This is a genomic window from Uliginosibacterium gangwonense DSM 18521 (assembly GCF_000373965.1).
Lineage (GTDB): Bacteria > Pseudomonadota > Gammaproteobacteria > Burkholderiales > Rhodocyclaceae > Uliginosibacterium > Uliginosibacterium gangwonense.
This window is the reverse complement of sequence record NZ_KB892857.1, coordinates 285592-302286: the sequence shown is the minus strand read 5'-3', so window position 1 is coordinate 302286 and position 16695 is coordinate 285592. Positions and strand designations below refer to the sequence as shown.

Genomic DNA, 16695 nt, shown 5'->3' with positions numbered 1-16695 from the left:
TCTTGCCGCCATGCCCCAAGAGGCGGCAATAAGGGGGTGAGCGGTGCATGTGCGCGGTTTTCTTCCACCATGGCAAGGCGAAGTCGACAAAAAGCGGATGAGTTTGGCAATGGAATAAAAACCTGTTCAGAATCTGTGGCAGCAGGCCGTCAGCGGTGTGAAGTGCCGCACAGAAACCAGAGTTATGTGGATAAACGAGGATTTCGAGCAGGAGTAAAGAGGTCTTGGACGCACAAGCGCTTAAAGAACAGTTTGCCGAACATCTGGGGTGGCTGGCGGCAGATGCCCGTTTGCTGGCTTCAGGGCAAAGCGCCTACCAGCGCTGGGAAGTGTGGCAAACCCCGGCATGGGGGCGCCTGTATCGCCTGGATGATTGCTGTATGGCGACCGAGGCCGATGAATTCATGTGTCATGAACCCCTGGTGCACGTGGCTGCATTGGCACAGGCTGAGCCACGGCGTGCATTGGTCTTGGGAGGCGGCGATGGTGCCAGCGCGCGGGAGTTGCTGCGCTACCCCAGCATGCAGGAGGTGCTCGTTGCCGAGCTGGACGCAGAAGTGGTCAAGCTGGTACAGCGCTATCTGCCCAGCCTGCCAGCAGGTGCGTGGGATGACCCACGGGTAAAAATCGTTTATGGTGATGCCAGGGACTATGTATGCCGTTGGCAAAATTCACAGCCAGGGTTTGATCTGGTGATTTTCGATTTGACCGACCCGGGTGGGCTGGCTGCCCCTTTGTTTACAGCAGAATTCCTGATGGCTTGCAAACGTGTGCTGAATCCGGGTGGCGCGCTCTGCCTGCAATGGGGGGCGCCATTCTTCCAGCCTGCACAGTGCGCTGCGCTCTACCAGGTTGCACGCACAGTGTTCCGCCATGTGCGCCCCATCTTTCCGTGGGTGCCTTCCTATGGTGGGTTGTGGGCCATGGCAGTGTTGGCCGACGCCTATGATCCGGCCACCTTGCCAGACGCCATACTTCAGGCAAGGCTTGCTCAGATTGGCTCATTGCGGGCGCTGGATGCGGCACAGTACCACGCCTTGCAGGCCTGCCCGCCATGGTTGGCCAAGGCGCTGGGGGAGAATGCCAAATAGTTATGACTGCAGGCTTGGGTCCGGCAGTTGCAGGCGATCTTCCGAAGCGTTGCAGATGGCCGGGAGGATGACTTCAAAGCCGATCCCCTGGTCATTGAGGCCTTCCACGACAAAAATGCTCCCGTCGTGGCGCTCGACCAGTTTCTTCACGATGGCCAAACCCAGCCCGCTGCCGCAGGTCGTGTTGTTGGGCACACGGTAGAAGCGCTCGAACAGGCGCGTGGCACTTTCGGGCGGCACGCCGGGGCCATCATCGCGCACCACCAGCCGGTTGGTGTGCAGGCCGCCTTGCAATTGCACCTCTATCTGCCCTTGGGATGGAACGTATTTGATCGCATTTTCAAGCAGATTGTTGAGAATGGATTGCAGGGCACCCGCGTCACCGACCATGCCCAGATGAGTCGGGCCGGAATATGATAAATCAATTTTCTTGCGCATCGCCAGGGGAGCGAGGTTCGCTATGCTGTCTTGTGCCAGCTCGGCCAGATCCACGCGGGCCAGTTGTAGTTCATAGGCTTCGGAATCCACGCGGGCCATGGTGATGAGTTGGTGGGCCAGTGAGCTGGCGCGATCCAGCCCGGCTTCAATTTCCTGGGCTACTTCGGCACGCTCGGCGTCATCCCGGGCATGGAGCAGCACATGCAATTGGGTCCGCACGGCGGTGATGGGGGTGCGCAGCTCATGCGCCGCATCGGCAAGAAAAGCCTTTTCATGCTGGAGCAGCGTGGCCACCCGGCGCATCAGGTCATTCAGGGCCACCACCAGAGGGCGCGTTTCAAAATACTTCTCGCCGTAGGCAAAGGGCCGCAAATCCAGGCGGGAACGGCCACGTAACTCCCGGGCCATCTGGCGCAAGGGCCGCAAGCCGACCCGCAATGCCAGCCAGGATATGAACAGGAAAATGCCAAAGGCAATCAGCAGATGGATCAGGAACTGGGTCAGCGGCGGGCGGAACAGGGATTTGCGCACCTCCAGCGATTCGCCCTGGATGACGGTGACCAGACCCGAGTCGCTCAGGATCGAATAGAAGTGCCAGGGTTCGTTCTGGTAAATCTTGTCGACAAAGGTATTGCTGGGGATATCCAGTTCAAACGGTGTGGCACCTGCCGTGCGGTATAGCAAGGTGCCATCCTTGTGCCACACCTCGATGATGGGGCGGAAACCGACGTGCTGGCCACGCTGTTCAGCAGCGCTTTGCTCAAATGCTTCGCGGTAGGTCTGCTCCATGCGCTGAACGCTTTGCACGAGCATGGCTGAGTGTTCTGCGGCAAGGTTCTCGGCAATCCCGGCCAGCCCCTTGGCCACCATGGCCTGCTGGCGGTCAAAGCTCCCGGTTTCGGTGGTCAGCGCACTGCGATATGAGACATAGCCACTGATGGCCCACACCACTTGCAGGATCAGCATCTGGATCACCACCAGACGCAGCAGGATTGAGCGCCGCTTCATGAGTTGCTGCGATTGAGCATGTAGCCCACGCCACGCACGGTCTGGATCAGATCGGTGCCCAGTTTGCGCCGCAGGTGGTGGATATGGACTTCCAGTGCATTGCTGTCTGCGCCATCGCCTTGGCCGAAGAAGGCACTTTCGAGTTGGCGCTTGCGTACCACCTGACCGGCGTTGCGCACCAGTTCGGTGAGGATCACGAATTCACGGGGGGAGAGGCTGATCGGCTGCCCGTCCATGCTGACGCGCTGGCCCACTGGGTCCAGGCTCAAGGGGCCTGCCTGCCAGACCTGGCTGGCGTAACCCGCGCTACGGCGCACCAGCGCACGGATGCGGGAGACCAATTCCGGCACCGCAAAGGGTTTGACCAGATAGTCGTCCGCCCCGGCGTCCAGCACCACGACCTTGTCCTCCAGCGCATCACGGGCAGTCAGCACCAGCACGGGGGTGGTGTCGCCCGTGGTGCGCAATTGTTGCAGACAATCCAGGCCCGAGCCATCGGGCAGGCCCAGATCAAGCAGGATGACGGCAAAGTTCGGCTGCGCCATCTGGGTCAGGGCGTCTTTGACCATCCGCACCCAGCAGATTTCAAAGCCGCTTTGTTCCAATGCACGGGCAACAGCCTTGCCCAGTTGCAAATCGTCTTCAATCAGCAGGATTTTCATTTGTAGAACGATAGCCTATGTTGCCGCATCTGGCGACCTCGCCTTAAGCCGGGGTTAATGCTTATGCCTTATGACTATCCTGGGTTTCAGGCGTGGCCAGACGCAGGAAATTGCCCACGATCACCGCAGGCTCCCCCTCCCGCGTCGCCAGCGCCAGGCGCGCCAGGGGGGCGTGACCCTCTATATCTACATAGCATACACCCTCGATCTGTACCTGACTGATGGCCGCAGGCACGATGGAAACCCCCATTTCGGCAGCCACCAGATTCACCACTGATGATATCTGCGGCGCCTCTTGGCGCAAGATCGGCGTGAAGCCCACCTGTCGGCAGGCATTGACGATCTCTTCAAACAGGCTTTGCCCGGCCAGATGGGGAAAGATCACAAACGGCTCCCCTGCCAGGGCATCCAGTGGCAGGCTTTTTTCTCCGGCCAGCCGATGACTGGTGGGCAATACGATCTTCATCGCTTCATCGGGAAAACGCAGGAGCTGGAGCTTGGGGGGCGCGACAGGGCCGGGGCGGACGAAGACCGCATCCAGGCTGCCATCTTCCAGCCCCGCCAGCAGCCGTCGCGTATTGGCTTCTTCCAGGGTCAGATGGACCTGTGGATAGGCGCGGCGGAAGTTCCGGATCATGGTCGGCACCACATGGTTGAAGGCCGCCGAACTGGTGAAGCCGACCCGCAGTTGCCCAATCTCGCCACGTGCCGCACGTTGCGCAGTGGCCTTGGCACGTGCCGCCCCGCTCAGTACCAGTCGGGCTTCGGCCAGAAAGGCCGTGCCTGCTTCTGTCAGTTCCACTCCGTGCGGGGTGCGCAGGAACAGAGCGGTGCCCAGCTCGTACTCCAGGTCCTTGATTTGCTGGGATAAAGGCGGCTGCCCAATACCCAGCTTGGCGGCTGCGCGGGTGAAATTCCGCTCAGTGGCAACCGCTTCAAAATAGCGCAGATGGCGTAGTTCCATGATTTTTATATGGTATCTGTAAAACGTATTGAGATTGCCTTTAAAATATATTGGACGGATAGCTTTTGCAACAGGATACTGAAGCCCTCAAATCAGTTACCTGAAGCACCGTTGTATGAACCCCCTTAAAACCACGCCCGCCATAAGCGGGCACAGTTCTGAATCCGACGCCGCCATCCCGGTATGGATCGAACCCGGAAGCCCCGCCTACCGCCGTGTCAGCCTTGCGCTGTTCCTGGCCGGGTTTGTCACTTTCACCCTCCTGTACTGTGTGCAGCCCTTGTTGCCTTTGCTGGCGCATGAGTTTGGCATCAGCCCGGCACAAAGTTCGCTGGCCCTTTCGCTGTCGACGGGGTGTCTGGCGATCTCCATCCTGTGTGCGGGGGCCATCTCCGAAGGGCTGGACCGCCGCTGGCTGATGTTCGGTTCCATGGCACTGGCCTCCTTGTTCAGCCTGCTTGCCGCCATCTTGCCGGGTTGGCACACCCTGCTTGCCCTGCGGACCCTGGTCGGGCTGAGCCTGGGCGGTATTCCGGCTGTGGCTATCGCCTATCTGGCCGAAGAAATCCACCCACGCGGCCTGGGCTCCGCCATTGGCCTGTATGTGGGTGGCACCGCCATTGGCGGCATGGTCGGGCGGATCGGCACCAGCTTCATTGCTGATTACTTCTCCTGGCGTGCTGCCCTGGTGAGCCTGAGTGTGGTCAATCTGCTTGCCGCCACCGGTTTTGTGCTGCTCCTGCCCACCTCGCGCAACTTTGTCCGCCGCAAAGGCTTTGAACTGGCCCATCACGTGCGCACATGGCGCGCGCATCTGACCCACCCCGGCCTGCCCTTCCTGTTCATGATGGGTTTTCTCACCATGGGCGTATTCGTCACGATCTTCAACTACGTGGGCTTCCGCCTGATGACTCCGCAGTTTGGGCTGACCCCTTCGCAGATCGGCCTGATCTTCACCGCTTATCTGTTTGGTTCGGCGGCCTCCTCGCTGGCTGGCAATCTGGTCGACCGCTTCGGGCAGGCGCCTGTGCTGGTGGGGGGCACGGCCACCATCGCACTCGGGGTGGGTTTGACGCTGATGCAATCCTTGCCCGGCGTGATCTGCGGCATCGTGATCCTTACCGGCGGCTTCTTCGGCACCCATGCCGTGGCAAGCAGTTGGGTGGGGCGCATGGCCGAATCCAACAAGGGGCACGCAACCTCCCTCTACCTGCTGGCGTACTACCTTGGCTCCAGCTTCGTCGGCTCCAGCGGTGGCTGGTTCTGGCAACATGGCGGCTGGGCGGCCGTGGTGGAACTGGCGCTGGCGCTGCTGACCATTGCCATGGTGGTCGCCCTGTATCTGCGTAACCTCGCCGAAACCGGGCGCTGCGCGGCAAGCGGACTTGCACTGCGTTGATTGTCCTGTAGCATGCAGAAAAAACCGGCCTGTAAAGGCCGGTTTTTTTTATGCCAATGTGCGTCAGGCCTGGGCTTTCAGTCGTTCCAACAGGTGTCGGCAGGCAGCGCCGCGATGACTCAGGGTGTTTTTGAGCTGGGCAGGGATTTCCGCTGCGCTTTGCCCCAGATCGGCCAGCCAGAACAACGGATCGTAGCCAAAGCCGCCGCTGCCGCGTGGCTCACGCAGAATCTCGCCATGCCACTCGCCTTCTGCAATCAGGGGTTGCGGGTCGTCGGCACTGTGCACCATCACCAGCACACACACATAATGGGCGCTGCGGTCTGTGGCGTCCTGGAGTTTTTCCAGCAACAGGGCGTTGTTGTTCTCGTCCGATTTGGGTTCCCCGGCAAAGCGGGCAGACTGCACGCCGGGGGCACCCCCCAGGGCGTGGATGCAGATGCCGGAGTCATCGGCCAGGGCGGGGAGTCCGGTGGCCTGTGCGGCATGGCGGGCCTTGGCCAGCGCGTTTTCCACAAAGGTGCAATGGGGTTCTTCGGCTTCGCCCACGCCCAGCTCGGATTGCGGAATCACCTCCCAGCCCAATGGAGCGAGCAGCGCCTGGAATTCGCGCAGCTTGCCCACATTGTTTGAGGCCATGACGAGTTTTTTCATCTCTTTCATATTTCATCCTTATGCATAGAGGATGAAGCCCGCTTTATGCTGCACAGCGTGCACAGGCTTCTTCAATCTTCTGGCAGAACTCGGCATCCAGTTTGTCCGCCACTTCGGCGAGTACCTGCCCCATGATGGTTTCGGAATTCCCGGCGGCATAGGTTTCTGCATTGTCGAAAAAATTCACCCCATGGTCGCGTGCTGCGGCCATGATTCACGTGCCATGCGGGTATCGAGCTGATTGGCATAGGTGACCCAGGAACCGAAAGACAGCGCGCTGACCTTCAGGCCGCTACGGCCCAGTCTGCGATATTCCATAGTATTTGACTCCCATGTGTGCTAGACCGATACACTGGCCTGCTGATGCAGGCGATTATGAACGTAATACAGCCCCCCGGCCAGCGCCAGCATGACGGCCATGCCCCAGGCCATTGCCAGGGTGCTGTGCCACAGCAGCGGGGCAATCAGCCCCGCCCCGACGGCCATGATCAGCGTGTGGATAAAGCCCTGGCAGCTGGCTGCCGTGCCGCGCTGCTCGGGGTACATGTCCAAGGCCATCAGCATCAGGCTGGGGAAGGCCAGATTCATGGCAAAGGTATACAGGGCAATTTGCGGAATGCGGGTGACGATGACATCTGCGCCCAGGAAATTGGCCAGCAGGTTCCATACACAGGCCAGCCCGGCCACCATAAAGGCTAGCAGAACCGTGCGGTGTGGTGCCACCTTGCCCGCCAGCTTGCTCGACAGCCCGGAGCCGCACAGCATGCCGCACACCACCGGGATGAACAGCCAGCCGAATTCAGTCGGCTGCAGATGCAGATGACCGATCAGAAAGGCGGGGGCCGACATCACATACTGGAAGAACGCGCCAAAGAAGAAGGACATTGCCAAGGAAATCGCCCAGAAACCCTTGTTGCTCAGGATGCCCGTGTAGGCCTTGAACAGATAGGCCGGGTGCAGGGATTGGCGCTTTTCTGGTGGCAAGGTTTCAGGCAGGAAGCGCCACACCACAAAAATCTGGATCGCAGGCAGGATGACCAGCAGCGCAAAAATGGAGCGCCAGCCCAAGGTGTCGGCCAGTAGCCCCCCCAGAATCGGGGCCAGCGCCGGGGCCAGCGAGAACACCATGGCCACATGTGACATCAGGCGCTGCGCCTGGGCGCCACTGAGCACATCACGCACAATGGCCCGGCCCACGATCACCCCTACTCCGGCGGAGAGGCCCTGCAACACCCGCCCCAGCCAGAGCATGTGGATTGAGGGGGCAACGAGACATAGCAGCGAGGCGAGCAGGAATACCACCAGGCCGACCAGGATCACCCGCCGCCGCCCCAGCGCATCCGAGATGGCGCCATGCCAGAGCATCATGAAAGAAAAAGGCAGCATGTAGGCCGTGAGCGACTGTTGCATCGCCACGGGGGTCGTGTCCAGACTCCGTTCAATGGCCGGAAAGGCTGGCAGGTAGGTATCAATGGCAAATGGGCCAATGGCATTGAGCAAGGCCAGGATGATGGCCAGCCCGAGGTAGGATGTTTTCATTCAGATTGGAAGGAGGGGTTAGCGGAAAGGGACTTTCAAATTTACGGGAGGCTCATCGTCCTCACGCTTCTTTTTGTCATTGACTGGCTTGTGCGGGATGGGCCGGTGTGGTGAATAATTTTGGCGGGGCACAACGTATACCGGTGCTGTGTGGGTTTGTGCCTCCAGCGCTTCAACCTTGCGACGTTCCAGCTCAAGCAATTCCTGCTGCCGACGATCACGCTCCGCCTCACGTGCGGCCTGCACACGCTTTTCCTCCTCGGCGGCGCGTCTGGCTTCGGCGCGAGCCTGTTCGCTCTGTAGCCGGGCCGCGTCATCCAGTGCTCTCTGCACGTCTTCCGGGCTTGGTTGGGCTGCGTCCGGAATCTGATCGGCCAGTCGGGCACCTGCCGGGCACTTCTCATCGGTGTAACTGACCTTGCCCGCCCGGTCGATGCACTTGTTGATCGCCATCGCGGGCAGGGGCAAGACGCAGAGCAAGAGGATCAGGCGTTTCAACATGATGGCACCCTCTGGCAAGGGGTATTGTGCAAGCGAAGAATGCTCGCCACCGCTGGTTGGCAGGCGCTTTATCCTTGTGGTGGGTAAATCGCAGACAGGTACTCTATTGTAGTCGTTTCGGGGCCGGGGGGCGACGGGAATCCTGAAACCTGGAGCAAGACGCTGTCGCAATGGAGGCCGGAATCCATGCCGAGAATGTGGTTGCTTGGCTTGCATGTGCAATGGGTAGGTAAAATTTGCTTGTCATGTTGAGCATGGAAAAATGCAGCTCATTTCATTAGCAAATCTTGTCAGGCCAATGCGGCGCTGTATAGCACACTGTGCGAAGACGCATAAAGCGGCCTAAAGTATCAAGGAGGCCACGCGCACCAGCCAGCGTGCCGATTACCCAAATGCCAGCGCAGGCGGTATGCTGCGGCAGCGTTTATTTTTGATGAGGTTTTGCCATGATTTCACGTCGCCATCTGCTGGCCTGTTGCCTGTTTTGTCTGCCGTTGTTTGCCCATGCCGGGCTGCTTGATGCCATCAGCACCCAGGATGCGAGCAAGGGCTTGCGTCAGGCACTGGAGCAAGGGGCTGGGGCGGCGGTGGCAAATCTGGGGGTGGAGGGTGGCTTCCAGGGTAACCCTGAGTTCCGCATCCCCCTGCCGGATACCATCAAGAAGCTGGAGCCCGCGCTGCGCATGATGGGCCAGGGCAAGGCGGTGGATGATCTGCATCAGGCCATGAACCGGGCTGCCGAAGTGGCGGTGGCCGAAGCCAAGCCCTTGCTCATCAATGCCGTGCGCCAGATGACGGTACAGGATGCCAAGAACATTCTCACGGGTGGGGATGATTCGGTGACCCAGTATTTCCGCAGCAAGACCATTGAGCCCCTGACCCAGAAGTTCCTGCCCATTGTGAGCAGCGCCACCCAGAAGGTGAAGCTCGCCGAGCGCTATAACCGCATTGCCAGCCAGGGGGCTGCGTTGGGGCTGGTACGTAGCGAGGATGCCCGGATCGAGGATTTCGTCACCCGCCACGCCCTGGATGCGCTCTATATCCGCATCGGAGAAGAGGAGCGCCAGATTCGCGCCCACCCCGCCGAGGCGATTGGCAGCATTGCCCGCAAGGTGTTCGGGGCGATGTGAGGTGCGCAGGAGGGCGCATGCGCCCTCCCCCTGTGATGGATTAATGCACGCCGCCCAAGATGCGGCAGGCGATATAGACGACAGCCCAGATCAGCCAGTTGTAGCGTTTCCGCTTGCTCATCGAGAGGAAGAACCAGACCACGGCTCCCAACAGGACCAGATAGTTGTGGGTGACCAGCCCGGCCAGCACCATGACGATGCTCTGGATCAGAATCTGGATGGAGTCCGAGGCGCTCAGCGCACGTGCCTTGGCGGCTTCCTCGGGGGCGAGGCTGGCAGGCGGTGGCGCAGTCTCTGCCTGCTCTGAGGAGGCGGGTGCGGCGGTGGCTTGGGCTTCAGCCTTTTGCAGGCGGATGGCGGCTTTGGCGGCGGCCCGGTCTTCAGCACGTTGCTGATCGGTCTTTTCGACTACGGGTGCGGCCTGCTCGGCAGGCGTCCACCAGTTTTCGCGGGGTGCCTTGCCCTCCCCGGCAGCACGCCGGAAAGCCGGGCCGGACAGTAGGCCGGGTGCCTTGCGCACCGGGGCGCCGCTCCAGCGCTCCTTGAGTTGGGCAATGCGGGCCAGCAGCGGTGCGCCCTTGTCTGCGTCCACCATGTAGATGAAGCGGGCATAGCCATCCAGTGCAGCAATCACATTGCCGTTGCCATTCCAGGATTTGCCTTCCGGCCCATCCTTTTCCACCTGGAACAAGGTGGCGCGGAAGCGGCGCAGCGTTTCACGCGGCACGGCAGGGCGTTCATTGACGACCAGTCCGGTCACCTCCTGGCGGCGCCCGGCATGCATCACGCGCTGCTTGTCCGGGTGCAGGATGAAGCCTTCATCGGCAATGATCTGCTTGGCGCACCACAGCATCTGCCCCAGTTTGCTGCGGGCTTCTGCCGGGGCAGAGAAGGTCATGTCGTCGGCATAGCGGGTGTAGCTGAAGCCGAGCTTCTTTGCACTGCCTTCCAGGCGGCGGTCCAGCTTGCGGCAGAGCAGATTGGTGATCGCCGGGCTGGTGGGCGCACCTTGTGGCAGGCAGCGCGGGCCGGTTTGCACATGGTAGCGCTGGCCGTCCATCTCCACGGTTTCGGTCGGCGCTTCCGTGCACAGCAGGGCCAGTAGTGTTGCTACGCTATCGGAATATCCGAATGAACTGAACAGCCCCTTGACCCGTGGATAGTGGATCGAGGGGAAAAAATCCTTGAGGTCGAAGTTGATGACCACATCATGGCCTGCGTGGACGCGGGCGTTGTCGACGATCGATTTACCGGGCACAAAACCGTGGGCCGAGGCTGACACGGGCTGGCTCACCAGCAGCTTGTCGAGCACCCAATATTGTGCCCGCTTCATGCGTGGCATAGGGGCGGAGATGACGCGTACACCGCCAGTTTTTTTGGCGATGCCAAAGCGATGATAGTGATTGATGCGTGAGACGCTGCGCTGATACCCCAGGAAACGCAGCTCCGCCAGTGGCACCCCCATCAGGCGGGCAAGCTCACCAATCGATTCGATCACCGGCAGGCTCTTGGCGTGCAGGCGTGCTGCATCGGTGCGTACATCAGCCAGGCCAGTAGAGACTTCCTCACCCAGCCAGGCAATGCTCTTTTGCCGCTGGGCATGCCAGGCGGCTGCGCGCTGGTGGCGTTCCTCGGCGTGGCGGCGGCGCGTTTCCTCACGCTTGGCACGGGCTGCGGCCATGCGCTGCTTGCGCATCTCTTGCAGGGCTTGTTGCGGGTCGCTCAGGCGGTGCAGATCCTGCGCCATCTTGTGCAGTTCGCCAACCAGTTCGCCTTCGCGCTGGATGATTTGGCCGATTTCGCTGGCCGCATCGCGGCTGTCGGGGATCGCCTCGTCCTTGGGCCAATAGCCCAGGCGACGCATCTCTTCAAGGACGACGGCATCCTTTGTGCTGGCACGGATGCGCTCACGCAGGGCTTGGAGTTCGGGCGTTTCTTGATAGCTCATGGTGTGCTGGGCACAGCCGGATGAACACAGAGGCAGGGGCGCAGCAGCAGGGTTCTCATCGAAGAGCCTGTCAAACTGGAGCGCTCCACTCGACGCGGGACGCACTACCTGTCGCTAATGGGCTTGTAGCAAGCCCAACCGCCATTGCGACAGGTAGTGCTGTCCCGCACAGTGAAGAGCGGGCCAGTGACGCGTGGGAGGGCTGAAAACAAGGGCGGCGATCCACCACCCGGGTTGCAAGAGCCACCCCGCTGCTGCGCGTAGCCAGTGTATCAGAGGCGATGCGTCTCCTTGAACAAAAATCGGGTTGTCATGGGGCGGTCGTATCGTTTTGGCGACGATCGGCAGCACGGGCGGCTCGGTCTTGCAGGCGGCGCTGTCCATCAATCAGCCGCAAGGCCAGCAGGTGGGCACAGGGGCCGCGCCGCAGGCGGTTGCGGAAGTGGAAATCACAACTACATTCGGCTGAGGCAATGCGCTCATTAGCATCAACGGTCAGCTTCGCATCGTGCTGTTTGCCAGCGTCCCTTACCTTGCCGCTCAAGCTGCGTTTCTGGTCGTCGCCCTCACGGCGGAAGCCTTCCACGCAGCCATCTGCGACCAGCTTGGCGGCCTCTTCCTCGCGCTCGTTGGCAAAGCGCAGCTTGTTCATCGGCAGCGGCTCGCGGGTCAGCTCGCGCAGGCGATAGACGCCATTGGCCAAGTCGTACATTACGCGGCCAGACTGGGTGAAGAGCTGCAGGCAGGCCGTGGCAAACGCAGGCTCCAGATTGCAGGCACGGGCCAGTGCGCCGGACTCCATCTGCCAGTGTTGGCAGAGCTGGTCATAGACGCGGTTGCGGCTGTCGGTATCGGTATGCTCGCGGGAACCCATCAGGTCAAACTGCCCGTTGCGTGACCAGTCATTGGCCGTCCAGCCGGAGAGGCCCAGGGTGAATTGCAGTTCTCCCATGTCGACCACCCAGAAGCTCGGCAGCCCGGTGCCCAGGAGGTGCACGGTCAGCCGGTCTGCCACCGGAATCATGCGTTCGAGCACCAGCAGGCGCCGTCGCCCCCAGATACGGATGGTTTGCGCCTCGCTGGCCTCGTGCGTGGAACGCGGGCATTCCAGCACCAGATTCCAGGGCTCGAACACGATGCGCACGGGCGCGCCCGGTTGCAGCTCGAAGCGCAGCGAGCGTGGCCCGCCGCGTTCCTTGCGGCGGCGCAGGGTCTGGCAGATGTTGTACAGGTCCATCGGGTGCAGATGCACGCGCTGGGCGGGTTGGGTCATGGCCGAGCTGACTTGCAGGAAGCCCCGCACCCAGCTGTCGGGCACGTCGATCTTCTGCTCGACAAAGCTGGGGTCGTTTTCGTTCTGCACGGTAAAACCCGTGGGCTCAATGGCCAGATGCGTCTTGCGATAGCCGCGAATCTTCTGGAATTCGTCGTACAGGCCAGCGGAATAATCGATATTGGTGGTGCCACAGGCGAATTCGCCTTGCGCGCTGAAAACGTTGTGGCTGCAGCTCAATACCGAATAGGTGGATTCATCCTTGCTGAAGCACTCGAAGAAGATGCGATCCGGGTGCACGGTGATCACCGGGTCCAGCACCACCCAGCGTGAGAAATCCGTCTTGTAGAGATGATCGAAATACTTCTTGCGCGCACTGTAGAAGGGCCCCAACAAGGCGCTCTTGCGGCTGCGCAGCGCGGCGAGTTCCGTGTCGATGGCCGCCATGCGGGTCTTGGCCTGTGCTGCGCCTTGCATGAATTCCGCCAGCATCTGTGCCTCGGCATCCTTGAGCCAGGCGAAATACTCCGGTCGCTCACGCGGCAGGGTACGCAGATCGGATACCACCACGTCATGCATCGCGGAGATGGCCTCGCGGAACGGCAGATGCTGCGCCAACTGGCCCGAGAAATACACCGGCGGCCGCAGGGTATCCGGCGCGAAGCTCAGTGCCGAGCCTTCAGGCGTGTGGGTGGCCTGACTCTGGCCGAAATAGCGGTGCTGGAATTCCATCACGCGGCTCCTTTGCGCAACTCGGGCGCCACAATATTCAATGTGCCACCCAGCTCCGGATAACAGGCGCGGATCTCATACAGACCGGCAATGTACTGGGCGCGGTCGGCAATCGCCACGGTTACCGCGAGCCGTTCAAAGATTGCGACTACCTCGCGGGCGCAGGCTTCGGATTGCGCGGCAAGCTGGCGCAACAGCGCCTGGGTGCTGGACTTGGCCACCCGGCCACGATTGACCTGGGAGAGCACGGTGACAAAATACAGGCGCAGCTGCCCCAGCAGCGCCGGGTCGGCAGGCAGCGCAGCCCCCAGCCACTCGGCAACAAATTGCTGCATGCGGGGCGCCGGGTGCTCGGCCAGTGGGAGCAGATAATCCAGAGCCGCTTCGCCTTGCAGGCGTGGCAGGATCAGCTCGCGCCCAAAGGCCTGCACCGCAGGGTTCAGGTGATCGCACAGGGCGATGAGCTGGGCAGGCGTCCATTGGCTGGCGGCAATCTTTTGGCGCAGCAGGGCGGTGGCCCCTTCGCGCGTCTCATCCCAGCGTGTATCCAGTACGCCCAGCACCTCGTCCAGCAGGCTGGCGTCACGATCCAGCATGTCCGCCAATACGCGCAGCGCACGCTGGCGAACTTCCAGGCTGTCGACGCGACCCAGGCGGCTCCAGTCCCGTGCTCCAAGGGCATCGTCGGGTAAGCCCGCCAGCAGCCACGCGCCAAACACTTGTGCAGCCCGGCTGCGCGCAATCAGCAGACGCAGGCACAGTGCCGTATCCAGCGTGCGGGCGGCTTCAGCCAGGGTTTGTGTAAGCAGCTTGGTGATGTGCGCGTGCAGGCCATCGGCCTCTTCCGCACGGAACAGGCTGTCTGCCAGTGCTGCGGCCAGTTCCCGGGCAAAGGCCGGGTCGGCTGCGGCAAGGCGCGTCAGCGCAGGGATGGCGGCTTCCCGCACGGCGGCGACACTGCTGGTGCAAAAGCGGGCCACCAATGCGCCTTGGGTCAGCAGGATGCTGTCGGGCAAGGCACCGAAGAGACGCACCCCCGCGCCCTGCACAGCTTCATCAGGCGAATCCAGCAAAGTCTTGTAGGCGCTGACCGGGATGTCGGAAACCGGCGCCTGATGCAGCAGCAACCACTCCACCGCCGTCACCTGGGCCGCTGCACATGGGCCCGCCAGCAGCGCCAGCAGGCGTGCATGCTTCACCACCGAGGCATAGGGCCGTAGCGGGTTGGCAATGGCCCAGCGTACGTCGGCAGCAGGGGCCGTGGCTGCATCGCTCAGGTCATCCAGCGCTTCCAGCCAGTTGAGCAACTGGGCGACCGTTGCTTCAGCCACCTCTGTATGGGCCAGTGAGGCCTGGCACAGCAGGCGGGCCTGCTGGCGTACTGCCTTGTGATGGGCAGTGAGCATGGCCACCACCAGCCGGGCGTCGGTAGCGTAGCGGGCGGGGTCTTCACTGATCCAGTCGAGCGCAGCCTGCCACACAGCCTGATGGCGGCTGCCCACCAGCAGCACCAGCCAGGGCGTGCGAGCAGAGGTGTCGGTGATGGCTTCGATGCGGCTGCGGATCTGCGCCAGGGCGAATTCTGCCGTGCAGGCGTAGGCACTGTTGAGCAGGCGCAGCCAGACCGCCTCGTCGAGCTGGGCAAGGTAGGGCTGGCAATCTTGCAGGGCTAGCGCTGCGAAAGCATGAATGGTCTCGGCCCGCGCTTCGAGCAGCAGGCGCACGAGCAGGTCGGGGCGTTCGTTCCAGAGTGCCGGGAAGGCTTCCTCCCGCGTCTGGCGGGCGGCCAGCGGTGCTTCACTCCACCAGCAGGTGCCGTTTGTGTTGCTGCGCAAGGCGCCACCAGGGCGATGTAGCAGGCGGTTGAACAGCATGGAGCGGCCAAATGCCGGGTGATGGCGTTGGCTTTGCCGCCACATCCGCGCCTGATAATCGTAATGGCTCAGTTGTTGGATGCTGGGGGCCTGCGTGGTGGCTTCGTCGAAACGCATCAGGGTGGCAAAAGCCATGTCAATGAATTCCGGGCTGTTGGCAATCCCCAGGCGCCGCAGGCTGCGCCAACTCCGGCGCAGGAAGTAGCCGCGCGTAGCCCGTGACCACGCCAGCGAGGAATCAGCACGGGTGAGTTCATCCCGCACGGACTGCCACTTGCGGCGGATGTAGCGATAGCTGTTGCGGTCGCCAAACGTGCCGGGGGTCTGCTCAAAGCGCAGCGCCAGCAAAGCCCAGGTGGCTCCATCCCCGCGCATCTCCGCCGCTTTGTAGAGGTGGCGCAGCGCGCGGAAGACGCCTGCTTCCACCTTCACGCCAGCCAGGATGGTGTGCAGACGCTTGCGGGCCAGCGGATCAAAACGGGCGATCTGGTCCACATGCTCCAGCCATTCGCCAAAACCCAGGCGCTGGAAACTTGCCGGGTCGGCCACGGCGGCGGTGATGTTGGCGTCATCACCTTCCTGCCAGGCCTTGCGCAAGGCGGCGGGCCAGTCTTCAACCAGACTGTCGAGGTACTGCTGGCGGGAGGATTCCGAGGCCAGTTCCAGCCACGCCAGCCGCAGCAGACGGGTCAGTGCTTCGCCACGTTCGCCCTTGCGCTGGGCATCCTGCTGGGCAAGTTTGATGAGCGCGTCAGCCTGAGCCTGCGTGCCACAACGCCCCAGCGCCCATACCAGACAGTAGTCGAGCAGATTGTCGCCGCTGCCCAGCAGTTCTGCCAGGGCGGGGGCCGCTTCACGTGCCCGCAATTCACCCAGGCGCCAAGCCACGCGGGCGCGTCGGCTGGGGGAGAGCAGGCGCCACTGGTTGGGGTCAAGCAGTGCACTCAGGCGGGCGATGGCGGCGGGCGCAGCTTGTGCGGTGCTCCTGCAGACAGGCAGCGCCAGACCCTCAGCCTGATAGCCTTCGGCCAGCCAGCGGGATTCTTCTTGCAGCAGGCGGGCATCAATGGCCGCATCATCAGGTGCGGAGAATTGCCGCTGCACTGCCGTATCCCACTCCGCTGTGCCCGTGCGCGAGCGGATATGCAGGCTGGCTGTCGTGGCATCAAGCCGGAAGACTTGCAGCCAGATACTCTGAGCAGGGCGGCCGGGGCGGTAGAGTTGTCGCTCCCGGATGGCACGCGTCGCCGTCATGCAGATTCTCCGTTGAAATTGGGTCATGCGTGAAAACATGCGGGCCTGTGCCGGATCAGACATCCCCAGCATCCAGCCCGGATCGCCGGAAATCATACAGGATATGGCCGCCCGGCTGGGGGGCGCAGCACGACCATGCCGACAAAGGGTGCGAGGGGCCCTGGCGAGCCTTAGAAGCCGTAACAAAATGGAGTGCAACGGTTCTGGCTAGGCGTGCTGACGCAGACA

At 62.0% G+C, this 16695-nt stretch carries 14 protein-coding genes; 3 read left to right on the top strand and 11 right to left on the bottom strand.

Going from position 1 to position 16695, the window contains the following annotated elements:
* The first annotated feature begins 224 nt into the window (after positions 1–224).
* A complete protein-coding gene (locus tag B145_RS25930; RefSeq protein ID WP_018608623.1) occupies positions 225–1091 on the top strand; it encodes a spermine/spermidine synthase domain-containing protein in 867 nt (288 codons plus the stop codon).
* Here the strand turns inward: B145_RS25930 and B145_RS25925 are convergent, their stop codons facing one another.
* The 3 genes from B145_RS25925 to B145_RS0115935 all read right to left on the bottom strand — a co-directional run bounded on the left by B145_RS25925 (position 1092) and on the right by B145_RS0115935 (position 4163).
* Positions 1092–2537, bottom strand: coding sequence for an ATP-binding protein (locus B145_RS25925; RefSeq protein ID WP_018608621.1), 1446 nt, complete (start codon positions 2535–2537; stop codon positions 1092–1094). It lies immediately after the preceding gene.
* Entirely contained in the window at positions 2534–3199 is a 666-nt protein-coding gene (locus B145_RS0115940; RefSeq protein WP_018608619.1) for a response regulator, read from the bottom strand. The genes B145_RS25925 and B145_RS0115940 overlap by 4 nt, the downstream gene beginning before the upstream one ends.
* A 61-nt stretch (positions 3200–3260) precedes the next feature.
* Positions 3261–4163 carry a LysR family transcriptional regulator gene (locus B145_RS0115935; RefSeq protein ID WP_018608617.1) on the bottom strand — a complete coding sequence of 301 codons (903 nt, stop codon included), beginning with the start codon at positions 4161–4163 and terminating at the stop codon, positions 3261–3263.
* A 115-nt stretch (positions 4164–4278) separates the two neighbouring features.
* Here B145_RS0115935 and B145_RS0115930 point away from each other — a divergent pair, with 115 nt between their 5' ends.
* Positions 4279–5562, top strand: coding sequence for an MFS transporter (locus B145_RS0115930; RefSeq protein ID WP_018608615.1), 1284 nt, complete (start codon positions 4279–4281; stop codon positions 5560–5562).
* A 63-nt stretch (positions 5563–5625) separates the two neighbouring features.
* Here the strand turns inward: B145_RS0115930 and rdgB are convergent, their stop codons facing one another.
* Genes rdgB through B145_RS27625 form a run of 5 tightly spaced genes read right to left on the bottom strand, consistent with a single transcriptional unit; the run spans position 5626 to position 8256 of the window.
* The gene (rdgB, locus tag B145_RS0115925; RefSeq protein WP_018608612.1) at positions 5626–6225 is read right to left on the bottom strand and encodes an RdgB/HAM1 family non-canonical purine NTP pyrophosphatase; all 600 of its coding nucleotides are present in this window, start codon (positions 6223–6225) and stop codon (positions 5626–5628) included.
* Positions 6226–6259: 34 nt separating this feature from the next.
* The gene (locus B145_RS29105; protein ID WP_211209846.1) at positions 6260–6427 is read right to left on the bottom strand and encodes an aldo/keto reductase; all 168 of its coding nucleotides are present in this window, start codon (positions 6425–6427) and stop codon (positions 6260–6262) included.
* Positions 6400–6534, bottom strand: coding sequence for a hypothetical protein (locus B145_RS29520; protein ID WP_281167673.1), 135 nt, complete (start codon positions 6532–6534; stop codon positions 6400–6402). The genes B145_RS29105 and B145_RS29520 overlap by 28 nt, the downstream gene beginning before the upstream one ends.
* A 21-nt stretch (positions 6535–6555) precedes the next feature.
* Complete coding sequence (locus B145_RS0115910) at positions 6556–7755, bottom strand: multidrug effflux MFS transporter (protein ID WP_018608610.1); 1200 nt, start codon at positions 7753–7755, stop codon at positions 6556–6558.
* 18 nt (positions 7756–7773) lie between these two features.
* Positions 7774–8256: a DUF4124 domain-containing protein gene (locus tag B145_RS27625; protein ID WP_157288456.1), complete on the bottom strand. Its 483-nt coding sequence runs from the start codon at positions 8254–8256 to the stop codon at positions 7774–7776.
* A gap of 446 nt (positions 8257–8702) precedes the next feature.
* Here B145_RS27625 and B145_RS0115900 point away from each other — a divergent pair, with 446 nt between their 5' ends.
* On the top strand, positions 8703–9386 hold the full coding sequence (locus B145_RS0115900) for a DUF4197 domain-containing protein (protein WP_018608606.1): 684 nt from the start codon (positions 8703–8705) through the stop codon (positions 9384–9386).
* A gap of 40 nt (positions 9387–9426) precedes the next feature.
* On the opposite strand, the gene B145_RS0115895 is transcribed toward B145_RS0115900, so the two are convergent.
* From B145_RS0115895 to B145_RS0115885, 3 genes are all read right to left on the bottom strand, one after another.
* Positions 9427–11334: a reverse transcriptase family protein gene (locus B145_RS0115895; protein ID WP_018608604.1), complete on the bottom strand. Its 1908-nt coding sequence runs from the start codon at positions 11332–11334 to the stop codon at positions 9427–9429.
* 310 nt (positions 11335–11644) lie between these two features.
* Complete coding sequence (locus tag B145_RS0115890; protein WP_018608603.1) at positions 11645–13339, bottom strand: hypothetical protein; 1695 nt, start codon at positions 13337–13339, stop codon at positions 11645–11647.
* Positions 13339–16467: a HEAT repeat domain-containing protein gene (locus B145_RS0115885; RefSeq protein ID WP_157288455.1), complete on the bottom strand. Its 3129-nt coding sequence runs from the start codon at positions 16465–16467 to the stop codon at positions 13339–13341. The genes B145_RS0115890 and B145_RS0115885 overlap by 1 nt, the downstream gene beginning before the upstream one ends.
* Positions 16468–16695 lie beyond the last annotated feature (228 nt).